Genomic DNA, 20,514 nt, shown 5'->3' on the forward strand with positions numbered 1-20,514 from the left:
GCTGCCCCGGCAGAACCCGAAACGATGGAAGATTCCGAGACTGAGGCTGCCCCGGCAGAACCCGAAACGATGGAAGACGCCGCCACCACTGAAGAAGAAATGCCCGAAGCCGAGTAAAATAAACGCCGACGGGCAAATGGCTGTGGTGAAGTCCCTCGCGCAGGAATGGGTCGATCGCTCATCTACACCCCTCCCCCGGCGCGCACTAACCCAACAAAGCCCTAGGCGGTTTTCATTTCCTTGGCCACTTTATTCCCTTGTGCTTTCCCCGTGAGTTTTTTGTCCATACCACCACGGGGAAGCGCTAGTTTCTTTGGGTTCCGCAATCCCGGAGGTTCGTCGTCACAAGCGATGGTTGGCGATCGCTCCGGATTCTCGAAAATTGAAATTCGCCTGGGCCAGATTCGCACTCGCTGCAAATCCTGCAATCTCTACCGAAAGGCGAATTGTCTCCCGCTCCCACTCCTGAAGAAGTTCTCTTAGCTTGGCACCCAACCGCTAATCAAAAATGAAGATAACCCCTCGTGTTTGCCCTGCTCTCGCGCCCGCTCTCCCCTGCGCCCCAACCTGGGAAATGGTGGGGGTGATGCTGCTGTTGGGTTTCGCTTCCCCCGCGCGGGGATTACCGCCACCGTCGGATGTGCCAGAAGAAATTTTGCGAACTGAAATTATTACCCAAGCGCGATCGCCGATTGATGGGGAAGCGATCGCGCCGGCTGAATATGCGGCGTTAATCGAAAACCTCGAACCTGTAGGGGTGAATTTACTGCCCCCGCAAGCCGCGACCACCGCGAGTATCGGCGTCTCTGGCGAGGAGAACATCACCAACATCTTGCCGATTCGCGACCTGCTGCGCGCCATATTTCCGTTTTAAATCTTGCCACATTAATTAACATTCCTTAATATTGCTGGTGTAGGCTATTGGAGATAAAACCTCTCCAGGTTTCAGGCTAGCCCTTTCCCTGGCTGTGTCCCGAAAGCCTCCAGAGGCGATCGCACCGGGTAGTCTTTCAGGGAAGTTAACTCTAGAACCCTTAATTTTAAAAGAGATTCAGCCGCGATCGCAAAGCGTTTTCTCGCCCCTTGCATACTGGGTCAGTTTGCGGTAAAAACAAGCCATTCCCATCCATCGCAGGCCAAACGTTACCCAGCACCGAGCAGCCGTTGCTCGACACCAAACCCCCTGATGTGCCCACTCCCAAGAGCGTGGCACCGCGATCGAACCGATTCACGTAACTGCATTTGAAGGAACCCCATGTCAATCACCATCGCCCCAGATCAAGTAGACCGGATTGTTTGGAACCAGCATGACGACCCCTTCCAAGTCCTCGGTGCCCATCCAATCGAGGAAAATGGGAAAGTGAAACGCTGGGTGGTGCGCGCCTATCTCCCCAATGCCGACACCGCATCAGTTATCCTGCCAGAACAACGGCAAGAATTCCCAATGGAATCGGTGCATAATCCCCACTTTTTCCAATGCACCATCGATATCGAAGAACTGGCAAACTACCAACTGCGAGTCAAAGAAGGCGATCGCGATCGGGTCATCTACGACCCCTACGCCTTCCGTTCCCCCAAACTCACCGACTTCGACATCCACCTCTTCAGCGAAGGCAATCATCACCGCATCTACGAAAAACTCGGTGCCCACCCCCTCGAAGTTAACGGCGTCCAAGGGGTCTACTTCGCCGTTTGGGCACCCAACGCCCGCAATGTCTCCATCCTGGGCAATTTCAACCACTGGGACGGGCGCAAACACCAAATGGCTAAACGCGGTAACGGCGTCTGGGAACTGTTTATCCCCGATTTAAACGTCGGCGAGCATTACAAATACGAAATCAAAAACTACGAAGGCCACATCTACGAAAAATCCGACCCCTACGGCTTCCAGCAAGAAGTCCGACCGAAAACAGCCTCGATTGTCACCGAGTTGGACAGCTATACCTGGAACGATAGCGAGTGGATGGAGCATCGCCGCCACACCGACCCCCTGACTCAGCCTATCTCGGTGTATGAATGTCATCTCGGATCCTGGCTCCATGCCTCCGCCTCCGAACCGGCCCAGTTGCCCAATGGCGAAACCGAACCGATGGTGGTGGTCTCGGAACTCAAACCCGGCGCGCGCTTCCTCACCTACCGCGAACTCGCCCACAAGCTGATTCCCTATGTGAAAGACCTCGGCTTTACCCACGTGGAATTGCTCCCGGTGGCGGAACACCCGTTTGATGGGTCTTGGGGCTATCAAGTCACCGGCTACTATGCCCCTACCTCCCGCTATGGCACCCCGGAAGATTTCATGTATTTCGTAGACCAATGCCACCAAAATGGCATCGGCGTCCTGGTAGACTGGGTTCCAGGCCACTTCCCGAAAGACGGTCACGGCTTGGCTTTCTTTGATGGCACGCATTTGTACGAACATGCCGACCCGCGCAAGGGAGAACACAAGGAATGGGGCACTTTGGTGTTTAATTACAACCGCAATGAGGTGCGGAATTTCTTGGTGGCCAATGCCTTGTTCTGGTTCGATAAGTACCATATCGACGGCATGCGGGTGGATGCTGTGGCTTCCATGCTTTATCTGGACTATTTCCGCAAAGAAGGGGAATGGGTGACCAACCAGTATGGCGGACGGGAAAATCTCGAAGCGGCGGATTTCCTGCGTCAGGTGAATAACCTGCTGTTTAGCTACTATCCCGGCGTGCTGTCGATCGCGGAGGAATCTACCTCTTGGCCAATGGTGTCCTGGCCGACTTATGTGGGCGGTTTGGGCTTTAATTTAAAGTGGAATATGGGCTGGATGCACGATATGCTGGATTATTTCAGCATGGACCCCTGGTTCCGTCAGTTCCACCAAAATAACGTCACGTTTAGTATTTGGTATCACCACAGCGAGAACTTTATGCTGGCTCTGTCCCACGATGAGGTGGTGCATGGAAAGAGCAATATCATCGGCAAAATGCCCGGAGACCGCTGGCAGAAGTTCGCTAATGTCCGCTGTCTGTTTTCCTATATGTTCGCTCACCCGGGCAAGAAAACGCTGTTTATGAGTATGGAATTCGCTCAGTGGAGCGAGTGGAATGTTTGGGGGGATTTAGAGTGGCATCTGCTGCAATACGAGCCACACCAGCAGCTCAAGCAGTTTATGAGCGATTTGAATCGCTTGTATTGCTCCACGCCGGCGCTTTACAGTCAGGATTTCGGTGAAGAAGGGTTTGAGTGGATTGATTGCTCGGATAATCGGCACAGTGTGGTGTCGTTTATTCGCTGGAGTAAGGACCGCGAGGATTTTGTGGTGGTGGTGTGCAATTTCACCCCACAGCCCCACAGTCACTATCGCGTCGGCGTGCCAGTGCATGGGTTCTACAATGAGATTTTTAACAGCGATTCTCGGGATTATGGCGGCAGCAATATGGGGAATTTAGGCGGCAAGTGGGCCGATGAATGGTGGTTCCACGGACGTCCTTATTCCTTGGATTTGTGCTTGCCTCCTCTGTCCGTGTCCGTGTTCCAGTTGGATAAGGAGAAAACTGAGGAAGCCCGCAAAGCCTGGATGAATCAGAGTTAAGTTACCGGAAAGTGAGGCTCACTCAAGAGCGCTCACATAAGTTTCCGGCGGCGTCACCCCCGGCATGGGGTCCCGGGGATGACGCACTAACCCCCCTCGGTGGGCAATTTCGCGCGATCGCTCTCGGTTAATCATTAACAACATGCAATCAATCGCAATCCTCGTCCTCGCGCATTGCGCCTAACAGGGTGGAGACAAAGACGCATCGGTGTTGGTTGCTGTTATTCTCCAGGGTCAGGGTGACGCGCCCCAGTTGCCCGTTGGCATGCCCTTTGTGGTTGAATTGCATTCGCCAAAAGCCAGTGGCGGGGGTTTGATAAAAGGTGGTGTGGTTGGTGTCGATTTTTACCTCCGCATCCAGACTTTGCCACCCGCTGTCATCACTGGGGGTGATGCTGGCGGGGTGAACTACCCATTGTGCTAGACCATTGTTATCCCGAAAGCTGATTTGGTAGGTGATTTTCTGTTGCTTGGCTTTGCTTTTCGCTTCCAACAGACCAGCGTAAACTTTATCTTGGGCGGTGTCGAGTTTGAGGCTGTTTACCCAAGCCAGCCAACTGGGAATTCCCACGGCGGCGAGGATGCCGATAATGAACACCACCAGCAAGACTTCGAGAAGGGTGAATCCCGAGGTGGGCGAGGTTTTGTGAGGAAGGCTCCATGTCTGATTCTGCATGGCTCAGCACCCTCATTTTACTTTGTCTATAGAATAAACCCTCAGCGCCGAGTGTCTGAGGGTTTTTAACATTTATTTAACATTTGCACGGTAGCACTTAAGTGAGGGTTGGCCAAGGGTTTTCGTGAGTTAGGGCGAGGGATTGCAATCTTGGTTTTCAGCAGTTCGCGTGGCTCCTAAAAGGGTGAGCACTCTCACGCATCGTTTTTTGTTAGCATTGCTCTGTAGGGTTAGAGTCACTTGACCTAATGGCGATCCGTCGGACAAATTTCCCTTATCGTTAAATTGAATGCTCCACGGTAAAGTCGCTGTACCATCCAAAGTGGTTAAAGTGTCATCAATTTTAATTCCCGTTTCTTTATCGATGGTCTGCCAATTGGGGGTACTACTTGCCGGATGAACCGCCCACTGAACCACAATATCCCCAGCAGCATCAGTGGTTTGTTGAATAGTAACTTGCCAGGTGCTTTTTTGCTGCTTGGCTTTGCTTTGGGCTTGATTGATGGCCTGTTCTATCGGTACTATCGCTCTTTTCAGGCGAGTGTTGTTCACCATTGCCAGCCAACTGGGAATGCCGATGCCTGCTAAAATGCTTAGCATAAACACCACTAGCAGCACTTCCAACAGGGTAAAACCGCCGCCTGCACTGTATTTTTCGGCTACAGTAACTCGATTCCGTTGCTGATGTTGCCAGGACTTCAGTTGTTGAAGTAACTTCATCTTCAGAGGTATCATTTTAAATCCCGTTTTTTGCTAAAATAAACTCTCATCTGGAATGAGAACTCGCCGATTCTCAAGCTTTCCCATCAACTTCCCCGTAAATGAATTACAGATCCGAGGGAGTGGTTTCATAGAGACTGCGAGCCTGAATTCTTCTTTGCAAGCTCGGTAAATAGACCGTATTGCGCGAACCGCTCTCTCCGGCTTTTTCAGCAGCGTTACCGCGTAGAAAAACAATCGCATCTTGAAAATTACCTGACCCTAACTCGGGAGGCTTGACACAGGCATAAAAACTACTATGAGCATTATCTCCGGTTAGGCTGTAATTTGGATAATCAGCACAAGTTGGAGGATTGTTACTTAACAAGTCCTTGTCTACTAAATCAACCAATACATCATTATTGCCTGCATAAGATTGTTGAGCTAAACAATTGGTGCCATCTGTGTTGCACGGCCAGGTTTGATAGCTTTTCTCTGTGGTGGTTGGATCCACAAAGTTAGTAGTTAGGGTAAGAGTGGATAACTGCTCTGGATCGTATTTACGGAGTTGATAGCGAGTAATGGTTGCAGGACCGTCCCAGGTATTGGAGGGGTCCGGATCTAGAGCATAAATCACCAAGGTATTGGTATGGCGACCTGTTTTGAGGGCGTAACATTGATTTTGGTCGGATGCGGGCAAGCTGGTACAATCTGTAGGTAACTGTTGTGCAGCGGTAGTAGTGGGATTTCTATAGGGCACTTCCTCCAATTTCCAAAATGCCACCACTGGAATGACGTTCTCACTGGAAAAACCGAGAATATTGTCAAGTCCCGGACAATAATCAGGATCTCCGGGACTTCCCACCCCCCCAGCCACACAATCCCCATCGTAAATGTACACTGCTTTTTGAAGATCGGCGGCGATATAATCCATTGCTTGATCCATTTCTTGCTGGACTTGACTCTTGGCAGTTTCTTTTTGTTCGATTCCTAGCAGGTTCACCACCAGGGACAACATACCATAGAGGACAATGCCGGCAACCGCGATCGCCATCAATAGCTCTAGCAACGTAAAACCGGCTACCTTGCTCTGTTTTGAACCTGCTAGGTATTTTTTTAGATAAAATTGCAGACTTTTGCTTGCCATTTTTTTTCCAAAAACCATTGAACCCTCTCCCTTATCAAATCCCTATACGCCATCTGTTCTAATTGCCAACCGTGCTATGATACTCACCTTAAGGACAATCGCCAGTTGCTTTTTTTGCTAGGTCTTGATAGACATCAAGGGAATTACTGTCTATGCTAGTTCTGGCTATAGAAATGTAGCGCACTGCCAATGGGGAAGATCCTGCCGTATTGGCATTGGAAAAAGACAAAGAAGCTTGCTCCTTGCTCAATGAACCTCCACTAAAATCCAAAGACGCTTTGGTATAAACTCGCACCCCCATCCAGAATCCCACTGGCACTTGGTCTCCAGATGTGTTGGGTAAGCATTGGCTCAGGGTACGAAAGGTTTGGATGGCAAAATCGTTCTCGCCATCGTTGTTCACGTCCACAAGGCAGATTTCGTCTGCCCCCTGAGTCTGTGGCGTGGCACAAGCACTGGCACCGGCTGGCGTGGGCGCTGCCACCTGTTGTGGCTCGATGTTATCACCTCCAGAGGGAGGCAAATGAGCCACAAAATCATTCAAATTATTGAAGGCACCATTCCCTCGCTCGAGTACGAGTCGAACCCGATCGATTTCGCTCTGAGCCAGTTTCATTGCCTGTTCCGCGCGGTGCGCGCGTACCCGATTCGCCATCGCGAATATAATCGGTGGCGTAATCGAGACGATCGCCAAGCTAAAGATGACCATTGCCGCCATCGACTCCACCATCGTCAATCCTCGTTCGGTTTGCTTGTCTTTTGCAGGTTTCATCAGACTCCTCCCTGTACTATTACGGACAGCTAAAACCGATCGCATCGCGGAGCTTGCAAATGTAGTCATTATCCGCTTTCGGTTCCCGGTAAAATTCGCTGCGGGTGCTATCGGGCATCACAAACCGTCGCGACACTGGCCCGGCGGGGAGATACTGCAACGCCACATCGTAACCCCAATCCCGGGTGGGTGCTAAGTAGAACAGCAAGTTGAGATTGTTGCCACCGGTGAGATTGGTGCCGCTGACTGGATTGCAGGGGTTGACGCCGCTGCAGTGGGGCATATCCGGTGCGCCGCTTATCGCTCTGGGTTCCCAGGCATCGCGCTCCAGTGGGCCGGTTGCGTAATTGCTGAAGTTAAGCTGCATAAACGAACCCCGAATCTTCAAGGTTTGACCGCTCCAGTTTTCGATCATGCGCGGGTAGGTGGGGATACCTCCATTTTGTTGAGCGTTGCGCGACGGCACCACACCACTGACAATCACGGCATTTATTTCTGTGGTTCCATTCGCGGCGGGCACCAGTTGTCGGCCATCGCGGTTCGCATTACTGGACCACGGTATGGCATTGAACTGGTAGTAGTTGTTGTTATAAGCAGTGGGATTGGATGTTGGGGGTGTTGCTGATGTGTTAATCGTCATGGGTGCGCCATTTCGGGAAAACACGATCGGCGATGAAACGATGATTGGATTTGGCGAGGAAGAAGACACTGGCCCACTAAACGTCGAATCGTTTTCCGCTGGATTGGCTCGCAACCAGCGAACGTCAGTGCCGAGAGCGGTTCGGGGTCGGTTTTGGTTTAAGTACGAGGTGTAGGGTCTATTATTGGGAATGTTCGGACAACCATATCGCACTTGAATGGTGTCCCTAAGGTCTGAGCTTGATGCTGGCGATCTCAAATATTCGATGCGCTCGTTGAGATTCCCAGTTCTGATATTACCTGGATCCACCGTTTGAATTGCCGAAGCATCTACGGGCACCAGTCCATCTTCGATGCTGCCATCACAGAAGTTAGCAGAGAGGGTGGAAACGGCATCCGCCAGAATTTCTGAGGGTCGCCAGGAGTCTCCATTCGGATCGCCGAAGTTTGGGTTAATGTTGGTGCGATCGTAGAAATCACCGGAATTATTTAAAAATTCCTCCTCGGTGTGGACGTTGAAATCCCCTTGAATGTACACCGGGTTGTCGGACACCAGGGTGATCCCTTGCAGCACATCGTTATTGCTGTTGCGCCGCAGGTCGGCTCCATTTTTTAAGCGGAAACCATAGGGACGGCGATCGGGGTCGGCATAGTAATCCACCGCTTTGGGACTGATACCGCGATCGGCATTATTATCCGGGCTACCTCCAGTTCCCACATTAAATACCGGGGGATCGGCTGGACGATTGGCATCCATCAGGACACTGCCGCTACTCACCGTCCCGTCAGGACTCCAGGCGGATTCGTAGCTGGTGTAATTGGTAGTCGGGGGTCGAGCGATCGCATCTTCGCGCACCGCATCTTCCCGGAACACATAGACCGCACCCCGGTTCGGATCCACATCGCTATTCCCCAGTCCCGGCAACCAGGTATCGCTGTTAGGACTGTTGTTGCGCAATATATCCACATCCATATTCAACGCCCGCACGCTCATTTCTTCGCGAGGGTCAAAGAATGCTGAATCCTTAATCGCCACTCGTCGCAATGTTGTGGCGCTGCCATCTTGAACGGCCACCAGATCCACATCATTGCGGTTGGGATTGCTCCCGGTTATTCCGGCGGGTGCGCTTTGCGTCGGCAGGATCCAGCTGCCGAAAGTAATCGGGCGGGGTTGGAGGGCGATATTATTCAGGTCCGTGTTGGTGATTTCCTGATACAGACTAGTGCCGGTATTGATGCCCTGAATGTAGGTATCTGCGATGTAAGGTTCGGCTGGTTGCAGATGGTTTACACCTCCTGTTGCCGTATTATTTGCCCCTGCATGGCCGTGATTAACCACTGGGAAAACGTAATACAGCGCCGGGAATTTCGGATCGTTGGAGCAGAGGCGAGATAAACCGATTAGATCTTGTTCATCCAGGTTAGTTCCTGCTGCTTTCAAGGGAGAATTTGCAGGAGCAACAGGATCTTCAAAGTTAGCCAGTCCAAAATAGTTGTTCCCGCTGTTGTTGGTTACATCACAACTAATCCTAAAGTTTCGGTTATGAAAAACGCTGGCATTATTTATTTGTTTAGGTTCAAACGTAAAAACTGCTGCATTCTCTGAAGCGTTTTCGTCAGTTGGCCTGAACCCATAGATGCGATCGCGTTTCACTTGCTCCTTAGTCATTACGAACCGAGCCAGTTCTACGACTTCTTGCGCTAAGTCTCCGTTCTCTACTTTCTGTTGGAGTTTAGAAATATATGCCTCGGGCGGTAATTTGTAATCATCTGGGTCTGGTGGATTACCTGCTAAAGTTCCACTAATGCCATCATTAACCAGCTTGCCAGCGCCATCGAGAGCTATTACCTCATAGTCATCATTAGCAGGATCGTCAACTTCATTTTGCAATTCCCACAGTTCATCTGCTAACGTCTGCAAACCTGCGCCTGACGTTCCGTATAACCCACTGGTTTGATTGCCTGCGTAATCGTAACTTTCCAGATAGTCAATGTTATACGCCAACATCCCCAACATTGCCGCCGCCGTGTGAACGGTGGTAGCATCGGCGAGACTCATGTCCCCTGCATTTCCGCTAGAAGGGGGAGTTTGGTTGCCACTTTCAATAATCCGTCGCAGATTGGAGAAGTCTCCCCACATGGTCAACTGCGGGTAGGGATGCACTCTTCCTGCAGCTTGCAGGGGTGGATAGGCACCATTGGGATCCCCAGCAAAATAGGCGAGGTTTGCTAGGGCTTTCCACACAGAAGCATTCAGTTCTGGCGGTTCAAATTCCCAGCCATTCGTCCCCCGACCATTGAAAAAGTCGGGAGCCACCGCATTAAACTGAGTATTATCTACGGTTTGAAACTGAATGTTGTCAAAGGTGGCACTGTCCTGCAGGGTTTCGGCCGTGCCAGGGTGAACGGTCGTTGCCACCACTGCAACGGGCTGATAGCCTTTGCTGGTGCCATGATCATAGTGATACACTGCAGTGGCTTGCACCGCCGCTAAATTATCCCACTGAGTGCGCCGCTGGCGGGCTAGATTGGTAATTGAAATTGATGGGTCTGGTGGATGGAGGGGGTCCTCTCCACTCCAGCCAAAGGCATTCCCCAATTCCAGTCGCTGCCCGACGATGACCCGCAGACCTTCCGCTCGGGCACGACGTTCCCAATATCCATCCAACCCATAGGCATCGGGTGCGGTGGGTACGGTTTCATTCCGCAGCAGATCGTTGTTGGTTAGGGGTGGAGTAATGCCGCATAATGGATCGTCAATTTCCATCCCGATCGGACAATCCGGAGTAGTGGTATAGGGGGGTTGTGAATTGTTGTCATATCCCGGTTTTGGCCCGTACAGGTCATCGGCGCGGTAGGTATCGTCCACATAGGGCGGTGGACTTGCCGAGGACAGTGCCACTTCAATGCGTTGGGACAAGTCACTGCCCTGCCAGTTCGCATCGGTCATTGCCGAAAATGTACCGCCCCCCCGAGGTACCGATTCATTCGCGATCTGGATCCGCAACGGATCCAGGGCAATATTAATCGCATTGCCCCCGGTGATAAAACTGTTGTCGATCGAGTCGTTGTCCTCGGTCAGGGTAATCCCCGTGGTGGTATTATCATATGTATATACCTGCGTAGTGCCCGTGAAGGCACCGCTATTCGCCCACAGCAGATTATTGACGAAATGTCCTCTGGCGGTGATTTTCGAGTTTAGTTCGGGTTTATAGAAACAAGAGGGAGGCGCGCTAATTAAGTGCGAAGAAAATGTATTGCCTTCCGGTCTGACAAATATACTTCCTTCGCTGTGGATCGCCCCATTCCAGATCAAGTCTCGACCGGGGTTGAATTCGATATCGTTGCGGAACCACGCGCCCCACTTGTTTGCCGTATTAATCGTTCGGTCTTGTTGGTACTGAACCGTGGAAATCACTGGATTCGCAGAGCTACCGCCGTTAGTCACCGCATTGGGCACGCTGACGGCAAACACTTGAAAGCTCTTCATCAAGACTGCCGTACTGACCGGGAACCACCCTTGGATATATTCCACTCGCGGATTGCAAGAATTGCTCGTATCGCGAGTTTGCACTAGCGGGCCATTGTTGACCACCAGATTATCCGCTTTTTCGTTGTCATTAAAGAGTTGGTAAATGGTTGGCTGGTCCGCAGCTAATTTAGGGTCTACGGTTTTAAAACCACTTCCTGCCGGTCTTGTCGATCGCAAAACGATCGTGTAAGCAGTGGTCAAGTCTTCTGGATCGGTGGTATCTCCATCACCATTGCCATCAGTTTGAAAGCTCCACGCCGCCTCAGTTGGCGTTCCATCGATATTAACTTGAGGCGGAATTGCCGTTTCATCATCAAATAAATAAATATTGTCTGTTAATAGCAGACTTTCCATCAGGGTTTCTGGTGGAACCCCTGCGGTTTGACCGTACACCCCTTTATCGGAAAGCAAGTATTCTAATTTGGATTTTGCCCGTTCGATCGCTGCTGCTGCTGGATTTTCTACCGCTTGCAGTTGATATTCCCCAATCACCTCAGTCGATCGCTGATAGGACCGAAACATCAGGGCACTGACCACCAACAGCATCACCAGAATCAGCAGGGTAGTGGTTGGCAACACAAAACCCGCCTGTCCCCGTTTTTTAGAGGTGACGAGGGCAGTGCGTAGGATGCGATAGGTTTCTTCACTGGTCAGTTTCTGCATGAAGCGAGTCATCGCTTGCACCAGACGATTTAGACCTTTTTTGATTTTGCGTTTTTTAGCCATAGCTGCTCCGTAGATGCAGGGGTGCCAGTAGGTGTCAAAAAATACTGTTATTTATGTCTTAGCCTAAAATTCCCGCAATCGACAATCAGTAGATTTCCGGAGAAAGGCGGCCAAGGGCTTGTATGATATCAGTTTAAGCTTACCCAGCTTCAGAGAAAAATCCATCACCCAGTAGAAAGAAAAAAACCCGGTTCAAAAAACCGGGGGGGGAAAATGGGGGGAGGGGGGAATAAATACCCAGGGAACTGTTCGCTTGTCTCCCATTCCCAGACCTCCCGGCGTTTTAGCGCCGAAATATTCCCTTTAGCATTTATTCAAATCAATTCCCGCTTCTTTCGCGTAGGCTTGCAAGCCTTTTTTGTCTAAGGTTTTAATTGCAGTGGTGGAAAGGCGCAGTCTGACCCAGCGATTGCCTTGGGGCCACCACACGCGCTTCCACTGCAGGTTGGCATGTTGGAGGCGGTGGGTGCGGCGGTGGGAGTGGGAAATGGACATGGCGTTATTGGCCGTTTTCCCAGTAAGCTGGCACTTGCGTGGCATAATCTTTCTCCGGATACAATTTCGCGATTTTAAGTACAGCCTTCCATTGTAGCGAGTTTTGCCCCAACTGGCGAGAGGAGGGGTTTTGCCTTCCAGGTGTGACGGATAGGGCCGGTGCGTCACCCCCGCCAGGGAGTGGGGTGTTTTTCGATGGTTTGGAGGGAGGGGGTGACGCACCCTACGGCTGGATTGGGCTTGGGATGGGGTTGGGTTGGGACTCCCGGAAGGGAGACTCGCCCGGTTCCAATTCCAATTAACTGCGTTGTTCCGTCAGGCGGGTGAGCAGTTCGTTAGAGCGTTCCACAAAAGACTGCATCCCATCGGCGTCGAAGCCTTTTTGCGCCATCAGCGCCAAGTCATAAACGTGGTGGCAAATCATATCCGCCAATTCCGCCGAGGGGGATTTTCCTTCCCCTTGGATAATCGCCCCTTGAGTCAACTGGCTCAAATTCTGAATCAGGGGGTGGGAGGTATTGACCAGCAAAATATGCTCCTCGGGGAATTCCGCCTTATCCTGACTCACCAGAGCATTCATATCCCGCAGGCGACGCAGAAACTCCGGTAGCAGTACCATTGCGGGGGGAGTGCCTTTCGGGTCGTCGGATTTGAGGGCTTCGGTGCGGATGTTGAGCTTCGGTTTGTTGAGGGCTTTCTGGAAGACTTCTTTAATTTGTTCGCCCCGGGTTTTGTTGGTACTCGGATCCACGATATCCGAGGCTTTGTCTTTCTCGATCAGCTTGTCGTCAATTTCCGCATCCACCCGGGAGAACTTCACGTCGGTGTATTCCCGCTCTAAGAAGCTGATAAAATGCGGGTCGATAAAGGAGTCCATAAACAGGACTTCCAACCCCTGACTCTTGTGCAGTTGCACGTAGGTCGCCTGGGACACTTCGTCGGTGCAGTAAAACACCTGATTCTCGTGACGGGCTTTGTTGCGTTCGAGATACTCTTCTAAGGTGGTGTAGTACGGGCCTTCGGTTTGGGCGTTGGGGTTGACTTCTTTCCAGGCGTCTCCCTCTTCCGCTTGCACTTCTACCGAGGGTTGTTCCGCTTCGGCGGGTTTCAAGTTGGCGGTGGTGCGATAGATGACGATATCTTCTACCTGTTTTTTGAATTTCTCATCATTCAAGCAGCCAAATTTGACGAAGGTGCCGATATCCTGCCAACTGCGGATGTACTCTTTCCAGTTTTCTTTGTACAGGGCCTTGAGCCGGTCTGCCACTTTTTTGGCGATGAAGTCGGCAATTTTGCGGACGGTCCGGTCCATCTGCAAGGCGCTGCGGGAGACATTCAGGGGAATATCGGGACTGTCGAGCACGCCGCGCATGGGCAGCAGGAATTTGGGGATGATTTCTTCGCAGTGGTCCGAGACGAAGACTTGATTGCAGAACAGTTTGATCTGTCCTTGGGTGACGTCTACATCGGGCCGCAGTTTGGGGAAGTAGAGAATGCCCTTGACGAGGAAGGGATAGTCGGTGTTTAGGTGAACCCACAGCAGGGGTTCTTCTTGGAAGGGGTACAGGTAGCGGTAGAATTCCAGGTAATCTTCGTCGGTGAGGTTGGTGGGGGAGTCGCGCCAAATGGCTTTTTGGCGGTTGATGACTTCTCCTTCAAATTTAATCGGCACCGGCATGAAGTCGCAGTAGGTTTTGACTAACTGCTTGATGCGGGCGGGTTCGACGTATTCTTTTTCTTCTTCTTGCAGGGTGAGGGTGATGGTGGTTCCGTGGTTGCTGCGGGTGGAGTCTTCTAGTTTGAATTCTGGGGAACCATCGCAGGTCCAGTGTACGGCTTGGGCACCTTCTTTGTAGGAGAGGGTGTCGATTTCTACTTGCTGGGCGACCATGAAGGAGGAGTAAAATCCGAGTCCGAAGTGCCCGATAATGGCGCGATCGCTGCCGGCTTGGTATTTTTGAATAAATTCTTCGGCGCTGGAGAAGGCGACTTGGTTGATGTATTGTTTTACCTCGTCGGCACTCATCCCGATCCCGTTGTCGGTGATGGAGAGGGTATTTTTTTCTTTATCGATAGAAATAGTAATTTCGGGGTTGCTGGTGTCGCCGCTGAATTCTCCGGCGTAGGCGACCATTTTTAGTTTCTCGATCGCGTCTACGGCGTTGGAGATCAGTTCGCGCAGAAAAATTTCGTGGTCGGAGTAGAGAGATTTCTTGATAATGGGAAAAATATTCTCGGTATGAATGGCGATTTGGCCTTGTTCGAGTACCGTCATAGAGAGTTCTCCTGTGGGTAAAATGGGTCTAGTTATTGATTGTGGGGGATTACCCCGCTGTTTTAGATCCGGGATTGCCCCCTACCGGGGATTCGGATTTCCCTACTTATGGGTTATAAAGGGAATGATTGAGAGAACAGCGGGGAAGGCGATCGCCTGCTTCTATGATGCCAATGGGGGAGTGTTGCGATCGGGTTGTGCTTTGGGGCGCAACCTTGGTTTTCGGCGCGGGGCGATATCTGCAATGTCAGTTCTGCGTGTTTTGGGCGATCGTTGTGCCGAATTATTGGCTTTGGTTTGTTCATTTAGGAGCTTGAGTTTCCATGACGCAGGGAAAAAGGGGTAGCCTCTATAGCCGACTGAAAGCGGATTTTTATTCGCTGCTGCGCTATGATTACGACTTGCCGCAAATTTTGAAGTATTGTGCTAAGTATTCTGGGAAGGAGCGCAAAACCTGCAAGCTTTTGGATGTGGGTTGCGGTTACGGGAGAAAACTCAAGCCACTACAGGATGCCGGGTATGATGCATTAGGAGTGGAAATCAATCCGACACTGGTGGCAGCGAATCAAAAAAATGGCTTAAATTGCATGACGGTAGAAGCGTTTGAGGCAACTGAGGGTCAGTTCGATTTGATGCTGATGTCGCATATTATCGAACATTTTACCCCGACGGATTTGAAAGCGTTTATGGATGACTATCTCGACCGCCTGAAAGTGGGAGGTCATTTGATTATTGCCACGCCGTTAATGAGTAGCACGTTTTATGATGATTTTGACCATGTGAAACCTTACTATCCGCAAGGAATTATGATGGTTTTTGTGGAAAACTATGACGAACAGGTGCAATATGTCTCGCGCAATAAGTTGCAACTGAAAAATATTTGGTTTCGTCGGCGTCACTATCGCCCTCAGTTTGTCACAGGCAGATATCTGCGAACTTCTACCACGAAGTGGTGGCAAACTCTCGAGTTTTTGAGTGTGTTGGCTTGTCGCGCTTCTGGAGGTAAAATTGGCACAAAAGATGGCTGGATTGGCGTGTTTAAAAAGGTCAAAGTTAGTCAAGATTAAAGTAGGGTAAATGTTATTTAATTCTTACGTTTTTATTTTTGGCTTTCTGCCGATTGCGGTACTTGTCTATTTCGTGCTGGGCAAGTTCCGGTTAATTAAATTGGCGATTATCTGGATGGCGATCGCCTCTTTGTTTTTTTACGCCTACTGGAAAATTTCCTATCTTCCTTTGCTGCTTTTATCCATTGCCGGAAATTATTTATTAGGCAAACAGCTAGACAAGGCGAAGCCAAACAGCACCCAGGCGAAAGGGATACTGATTGCTGGCATTAGTTTTAATTTGGGACTGTTAGGCTATTACAAATATGCCGAATTTTTCATCACCTCGGTAAACCAGGTTTTTCAGAGTCAGTTTCCCAGTCCCGAGATTGTTTTACCCCTGGCCATTTCATTTTACACCTTCACCCAGATTGCTTACCTGGTAGATGCCTATCGGGGAGAGACGAAAGACTCGAACTACGATTTTCCCACTTATACCTTATTCGTTTCGTTTTTTCCGCAGTTAATTGCCGGCCCCATCCTGCGTCACGACGAACTGATTCCGCAGTTTCGCCAACTGAAAAATTTCATCTTTTCTTATCAGAATTTGGCGATGGGTGTCACGCTTTTTATCCTGGGACTCTCGAAGAAAGTGTTAATTGCGGATAATCTCTCCCCCTGGGTGGCCCAGGTATTCGCTCATACTGAGGCGGTGACGTTTCTCGAAGCTTGGGTGGGGGCATTGAGCTATACTTTACAGCTTTATTTTGATTTTTCGGGCTATTCTGATATGGCGATCGGTCTGGGGTGGATGATGAATATTAAACTGCCCATTAATTTTAATTCTCCCTATAAAGCCCTTTCGATAACCGATTTTTGGCGGCGGTGGCATATTACCCTCTCTGCGTTTCTGCGCGATTATTTGTACATTCCCTTGGGTGGCAACCGACGCGGCGAAATTCGCCGATATGCTAATCTTTTTATTACCATGTTATTAGGAGGACTCTGGCACGGTGCGGGCTGGACCTATGTGCTGTGGGGCGGCATGCATGGGGTATTGTTGACGATAAACCACGGATGGCGCAGGTTGGGCATTCCTTTACCCAAAATCTTCGGGTGGATGATGACCTTTCTCGCCGTCGTCGCGAGTTGGGTGTTGTTTCGCGCCACTAGCTTGTATGAGGGTCTAGAAATGTTGCAGGCAATGATGGGGATGAAAGGCATTATATTACCGAATATTTATGAAGGTGTCCTCGGTGGGTTAAAAGTTTTTGGCGTGCAGTTTCAGGAATGGGGAGGGTTTAGTTACCTACCGCCTTTGCGCGGACAACAAAGTTTTATTGTATTGGTCGGATTGTTATTAGGGGTGGTTTTTTTACCGAATACCCAGGAAATTATGCAAGGGTTCAAACCGCGCTGGTGGATGGCATTTGGGGTGAGTAGTCTGGCGGTTTTCTGTTTGCTGTCCCTCAATCGCGTGTCCGAGTTTCTTTACTTCCAGTTTTAATGATGAAGAATTACCGTCGATATAGTACCTTTTTGCTCGCCTTTTTCTGCGCTAAATCTTTGGCGCTTGGATTGTTTAATGTTGTTGTGGATCCCTATGAAGTCCTCGGCATGCCAAAAGTAGAAAACTTTAACCAGTTTAAACCCGTCCTGGCCACTCATGTGAGGTTATTTAAAGCAATGGCAATTACTCGCAGCCAATACGATTTTATTTTCTTAGGTTCCTCTAGAACTGAGTTAGGATTAGATCCCACTCATCCGGTTTTGGCAAATAGCGGGTCTGGATACAATCTAGCCCTTTCTGGCCCGAATATGTATGAGGTGCTGCGCTATTTCCAACATGCTCTCAACAATCAGCCTCAAATCACTCAAGTGGTGCTGGGTATTGATTTTTTTATGTTTAACCAGGTGCGAAAAAACAGACCCGATTTTAGTGATGCCAGGTTAGAGCGCCAAAGCTTAACCTTAGAAGAAACCTTGGGAGTTGGCTTTTCTTTGGATGCTTTAGACTCTAGCTATCAAACCATTTCAAGTAATTTAAAATCTCCAAATAAGCCTGATTCTTACCATTCAAATGGCCGACGTAATTTACAATACCAGATTAATCACTTCCTTCCCCAATCCCGGTTAAAAAGTTTTCGTTTCAGTCTGCAAGAATATTTAAAAGACAGGGAGCTTTATGGAGAATATTACTTGTCAATGGAGTATTTAAAAGACTTAAATAAATTGGTGGAAATATGCCAAGAAAAGAATATAGATTTAAAAATTTTTATCTCTCCTTCACATGCGACTCAATGGGAAGCCATTCGCGAAGCTGGATTGTGGCCTCTGTTTGAGCAATGGAAGGGCGAAGTCGTCCAAATAACACCTGTATGGGATTTTTCTGGCTATAATAGCATCACAACAGAACCCATCTCCAACCCGATGAAATATTACGTTGATAGCTCTCACTATCGCCCGCAAGTCGGTCATCTGGTACTCAATCGCATGTTTCAATTTCAGGAAGAAAATGTCCCGAGCGATTTTGGCATATTTCTAACCCGAGATACACTAGAAGATTCCCTGGAAAGGATTCGGACAAATCGGGAGTTATGGGTGAGTAAAACTAATGACTATAGAACCCTGAATTTAGATGAAGTTTGGGGAATATATTCTCAAAAATAATGGGTTATACTACGATTTGGGTAAAAATTAGTTGGAATAAATTAATGCCAATCGAAATTAATTACATGCATGCTGAAAAAAACGAAATCAATGGATATGTATCGTCGATATGCTGGTTTTGTACTGGCTTTTGTATTCTGCCAGTCATTAGGAGTTGTTTTATTTAATATTTTGGTAGATCCCTATGGGGTAATGAATGCGCCGAGAGTGGCAGGATTTAACCATATTAAAGCCGAAATTAACCAACAGGTTCGACGATTCAAGGCGCTTGAAGTTATCCGCATCCAACCCCAGACGGTTTTGCTGGGTTCTTCTAGAACTGAGTTTGGTTTAGACCCCGATCGCCTCGCGTTGCAAGGTAATCCCCCAGCTTACAATCTGGGACTTCCGGCGGCAAATATGTATGAAGTCCGCCGCTATTTGGAACATGCGATCGCCAATCAGTCCAATTTAAAAACGGCGGCGATCGGACTGGATTTATTGATGTTTAACCAGTTTACGGAAAATACGCCGGATTTTCTAGAAGCTAGACTCGAAACTAATCATTTAGTCTGGCAAGATATTCTCGATTCTACTTTTTCTATCGATGCTTTAATTGCTAGCGCAAAAACCATTAAAAGAAGTTTGAGTTATCCAAACGAAACGGTGGGGTTTTATTATAAAGATGGCCAAAAAAATGCTCAGTTCTACCGCAAGGCTATCTATGGCGAACAAAGCACTAAAGCTATTATCGCCCAAGGATTGAAATATGGGGTTTTTCAACCCGTAGACCGAGACCGCATCTATCAAGTTTCCCTGCGATATCTTCAAGAATTGCAAACTGTGGTGAAACTGTGCGAAGAACATGAAATAGACTGTAGATTCTTTATTTCTCCCTCTCATGCGATTCAATGGGAGGCCATTCGCGCGGTGGAGGGTTGGAATGCTTTTGAAAGGTGGAAGCGAGAAGTGGTAAAAATTTTACCCGTTTGGGATTTTTCGGGGTACAATAGCATCACTACCGAACCCTTGAACGGGAATCTGAAAAATTATTGGGATAATTCCCATTATAAACAAAAAGTAGGGGATATGGTACTCAGTCGGATTTTTGGCGATGAGTCAGAAAAAGTCCCCGATGATTTTGGGGTACTCATCACCCCGGAAAATATCGAATCCCATCTGGCAAAAATACGGCGCGATCGCGAAGCTTGGGCAAAAGAAAATCCAGAGACGGTTAAATTTGTGGAGAACTTAAAACCTTCAGCAAAGGATTGAGCTATCAGGGGGCATTTCTTTCACTAAATGCTTGAGGAGAATCTGAGGTTAAATTCAACCAAGCGTTCGCAAAACGAGTTCCGAGGTCAATAATTCCCGCAGAATCAAAGTGCAGTAAGTCATTGTGGAGGGACAGATTTTGGGTTTCCACCGCTACGGTATTTGGGATGCTTTGCTGCACATTCCACTGGGCAGATCGCACCGTATCCCCACAACAATTTACGCTACCATTGGGTTTTTCATGCTCGTTGCCAAAATGAACCATGCCGTAGATAAATGGCAGATTTGGCCGATCGTAGTCTTCGCGAAGGGTTTGGATGAAGTGGGTTAAGTTCGCTTCATAGTCTTTCGCCCAGGTTTCTACACTAGCATCCGACTCGCCTTGCATCCAGAAGAACCCGGCAATTTCTACAATGTAGCCGCGCGCCTTCAGGTCGGCGATCGCCTTCGAGACCCGCTCTTTCATGCGAGGGTAAAGGGTATTTTTTGGATTGCCCCCTGCATCCTCTCTCGGATCCCATTGCGTGGCCAGGCTCGTGCCGTTTCGAGAATATTTTACCATAGCCACTCGTTCGTTCAAAGCCTTGGCGAGGGTTAACCCGAGAGAAATTTCCGGCCCAAACCCGACTTTATTTTTCACTTTATGACTGTGTTCGGGATGGTAATCTTCAAACGGCGGAACGGGAATGGAGAGGTCGGCACTCAGCACCGGTTCCGTTGGCGCTTTCAGCGGCTCCCACTCTTGGTTTTGATTGTACCACAACACCGGAGGCTGAGATTTTTGCAGGCGATCGGGCAACTGGCTGAGGTTGGACTGATATCCCACCATATTGGATTGCCCTGCTAAGATAAACAGCCTAATAAACAAAGCTTCCGAAGCCGTCATAGAAAAGAGTAAAACCCCTGAAATCAATCCGACTACTGCATTTTGCTTGAAATTCATAAAAAGGGGACGGAGGTCAATCATCGAGGGGAACTTTTCCCGGTCAATTCCCCCTCTTCATCTTTTCTATTATAC

17 protein-coding genes are annotated in these 20,514 nt (G+C 49.3%); 6 read left to right on the plus strand and 11 right to left on the minus strand.

Annotated features, from left to right (window positions below; genetic code table 11):
- Window positions 1–221: 221 nt before the first annotated feature.
- Window positions 222–410: a hypothetical protein gene (locus tag LKK83_RS27890; protein WP_324634727.1), complete on the minus strand. Its 189-nt coding sequence runs from the start codon at window positions 408–410 to the stop codon at window positions 222–224.
- 176 nt (window positions 411–586) lie between these two features.
- Between LKK83_RS27890 and LKK83_RS27895 the strand changes: the two genes are divergently transcribed.
- Entirely contained in the window at window positions 587–874 is a 288-nt protein-coding gene (locus LKK83_RS27895; protein WP_324634776.1) for a hypothetical protein, read from the plus strand.
- A gap of 166 nt (window positions 875–1,040) precedes the next feature.
- Here the strand turns inward: LKK83_RS27895 and LKK83_RS27900 are convergent, their stop codons facing one another.
- Complete coding sequence (locus LKK83_RS27900) at window positions 1,041–1,262, minus strand: hypothetical protein (protein ID WP_324634728.1); 222 nt, start codon at window positions 1,260–1,262, stop codon at window positions 1,041–1,043.
- Between LKK83_RS27900 and glgB the strand changes: the two genes are divergently transcribed.
- Window positions 1,256–3,565, plus strand: coding sequence for a 1,4-alpha-glucan branching enzyme (glgB, locus tag LKK83_RS27905; protein WP_324634729.1), 2,310 nt, complete (start codon window positions 1,256–1,258; stop codon window positions 3,563–3,565). The two genes, LKK83_RS27900 and glgB, sit on opposite strands and share 7 nt — an antisense overlap.
- 18 nt (window positions 3,566–3,583) lie before the next feature.
- Here glgB and LKK83_RS27910 read toward each other — a convergent pair whose 3' ends face one another.
- The 8 genes from LKK83_RS27910 to htpG all read right to left on the minus strand — a co-directional run bounded on the left by LKK83_RS27910 (window position 3,584) and on the right by htpG (window position 14,526).
- Entirely contained in the window at window positions 3,584–3,709 is a 126-nt protein-coding gene (locus LKK83_RS27910; protein ID WP_324634730.1) for a hypothetical protein, read from the minus strand.
- A gap of 4 nt (window positions 3,710–3,713) precedes the next feature.
- Window positions 3,714–4,241: a prepilin-type N-terminal cleavage/methylation domain-containing protein gene (locus tag LKK83_RS27915; protein WP_324634731.1), complete on the minus strand. Its 528-nt coding sequence runs from the start codon at window positions 4,239–4,241 to the stop codon at window positions 3,714–3,716.
- A 129-nt stretch (window positions 4,242–4,370) separates the two neighbouring features.
- The gene (locus LKK83_RS27920; protein WP_324634732.1) at window positions 4,371–4,976 is read right to left on the minus strand and encodes a type II secretion system protein; all 606 of its coding nucleotides are present in this window, start codon (window positions 4,974–4,976) and stop codon (window positions 4,371–4,373) included.
- 91 nt (window positions 4,977–5,067) lie between these two features.
- Window positions 5,068–6,087: a prepilin-type N-terminal cleavage/methylation domain-containing protein gene (locus LKK83_RS27925; RefSeq protein WP_324634733.1), complete on the minus strand. Its 1,020-nt coding sequence runs from the start codon at window positions 6,085–6,087 to the stop codon at window positions 5,068–5,070.
- Window positions 6,088–6,175: 88 nt separating this feature from the next.
- Window positions 6,176–6,859, minus strand: coding sequence for a type IV pilus modification PilV family protein (locus LKK83_RS27930; RefSeq protein WP_324634734.1), 684 nt, complete (start codon window positions 6,857–6,859; stop codon window positions 6,176–6,178).
- 19 nt (window positions 6,860–6,878) lie between these two features.
- Window positions 6,879–11,756: a hormogonium polysaccharide biosynthesis protein HpsA gene (gene hpsA / locus LKK83_RS27935; protein WP_324634735.1), complete on the minus strand. Its 4,878-nt coding sequence runs from the start codon at window positions 11,754–11,756 to the stop codon at window positions 6,879–6,881.
- A gap of 303 nt (window positions 11,757–12,059) precedes the next feature.
- Entirely contained in the window at window positions 12,060–12,296 is a 237-nt protein-coding gene (gene rpmB, locus LKK83_RS27940) for a 50S ribosomal protein L28 (protein WP_324634736.1), read from the minus strand.
- 253 nt (window positions 12,297–12,549) lie between these two features.
- Window positions 12,550–14,526 carry a molecular chaperone HtpG gene (gene htpG, locus LKK83_RS27945; protein WP_324634737.1) on the minus strand — a complete coding sequence of 659 codons (1,977 nt, stop codon included), beginning with the start codon at window positions 14,524–14,526 and terminating at the stop codon, window positions 12,550–12,552.
- Between the two features lie 323 nt (window positions 14,527–14,849).
- Between htpG and LKK83_RS27950 the strand changes: the two genes are divergently transcribed.
- The 4 genes from LKK83_RS27950 to LKK83_RS27965 all read left to right on the plus strand — a co-directional run bounded on the left by LKK83_RS27950 (window position 14,850) and on the right by LKK83_RS27965 (window position 19,496).
- Window positions 14,850–15,593, plus strand: a complete 744-nt coding sequence (locus LKK83_RS27950) for a class I SAM-dependent methyltransferase (protein WP_324634738.1) — start codon at window positions 14,850–14,852, stop codon at window positions 15,591–15,593.
- A gap of 10 nt (window positions 15,594–15,603) precedes the next feature.
- On the plus strand, window positions 15,604–17,079 hold the full coding sequence (locus LKK83_RS27955) for an MBOAT family O-acyltransferase (protein WP_324634739.1): 1,476 nt from the start codon (window positions 15,604–15,606) through the stop codon (window positions 17,077–17,079).
- Window positions 17,079–18,242 (plus strand): hypothetical protein, encoded by a 1,164-nt coding sequence (locus LKK83_RS27960; RefSeq protein ID WP_324634740.1) that lies wholly within the window; start codon window positions 17,079–17,081, stop codon window positions 18,240–18,242. Before LKK83_RS27955 ends, LKK83_RS27960 begins: the two co-directional genes overlap by 1 nt.
- 69 nt (window positions 18,243–18,311) lie before the next feature.
- Window positions 18,312–19,496, plus strand: a complete 1,185-nt coding sequence (locus LKK83_RS27965; RefSeq protein WP_324634741.1) for a hypothetical protein — start codon at window positions 18,312–18,314, stop codon at window positions 19,494–19,496.
- A 4-nt stretch (window positions 19,497–19,500) separates the two neighbouring features.
- On the opposite strand, the gene LKK83_RS27970 is transcribed toward LKK83_RS27965, so the two are convergent.
- Window positions 19,501–20,439, minus strand: coding sequence for a sialate O-acetylesterase (locus tag LKK83_RS27970; protein ID WP_324634742.1), 939 nt, complete (start codon window positions 20,437–20,439; stop codon window positions 19,501–19,503).
- Window positions 20,440–20,514: the final 75 nt, after the last annotated feature.

The organism is Phormidium sp. CCY1219, assembly GCF_035615515.1.
GTDB lineage: Bacteria > Cyanobacteriota > Cyanobacteriia > Cyanobacteriales > Laspinemataceae > CCY1219.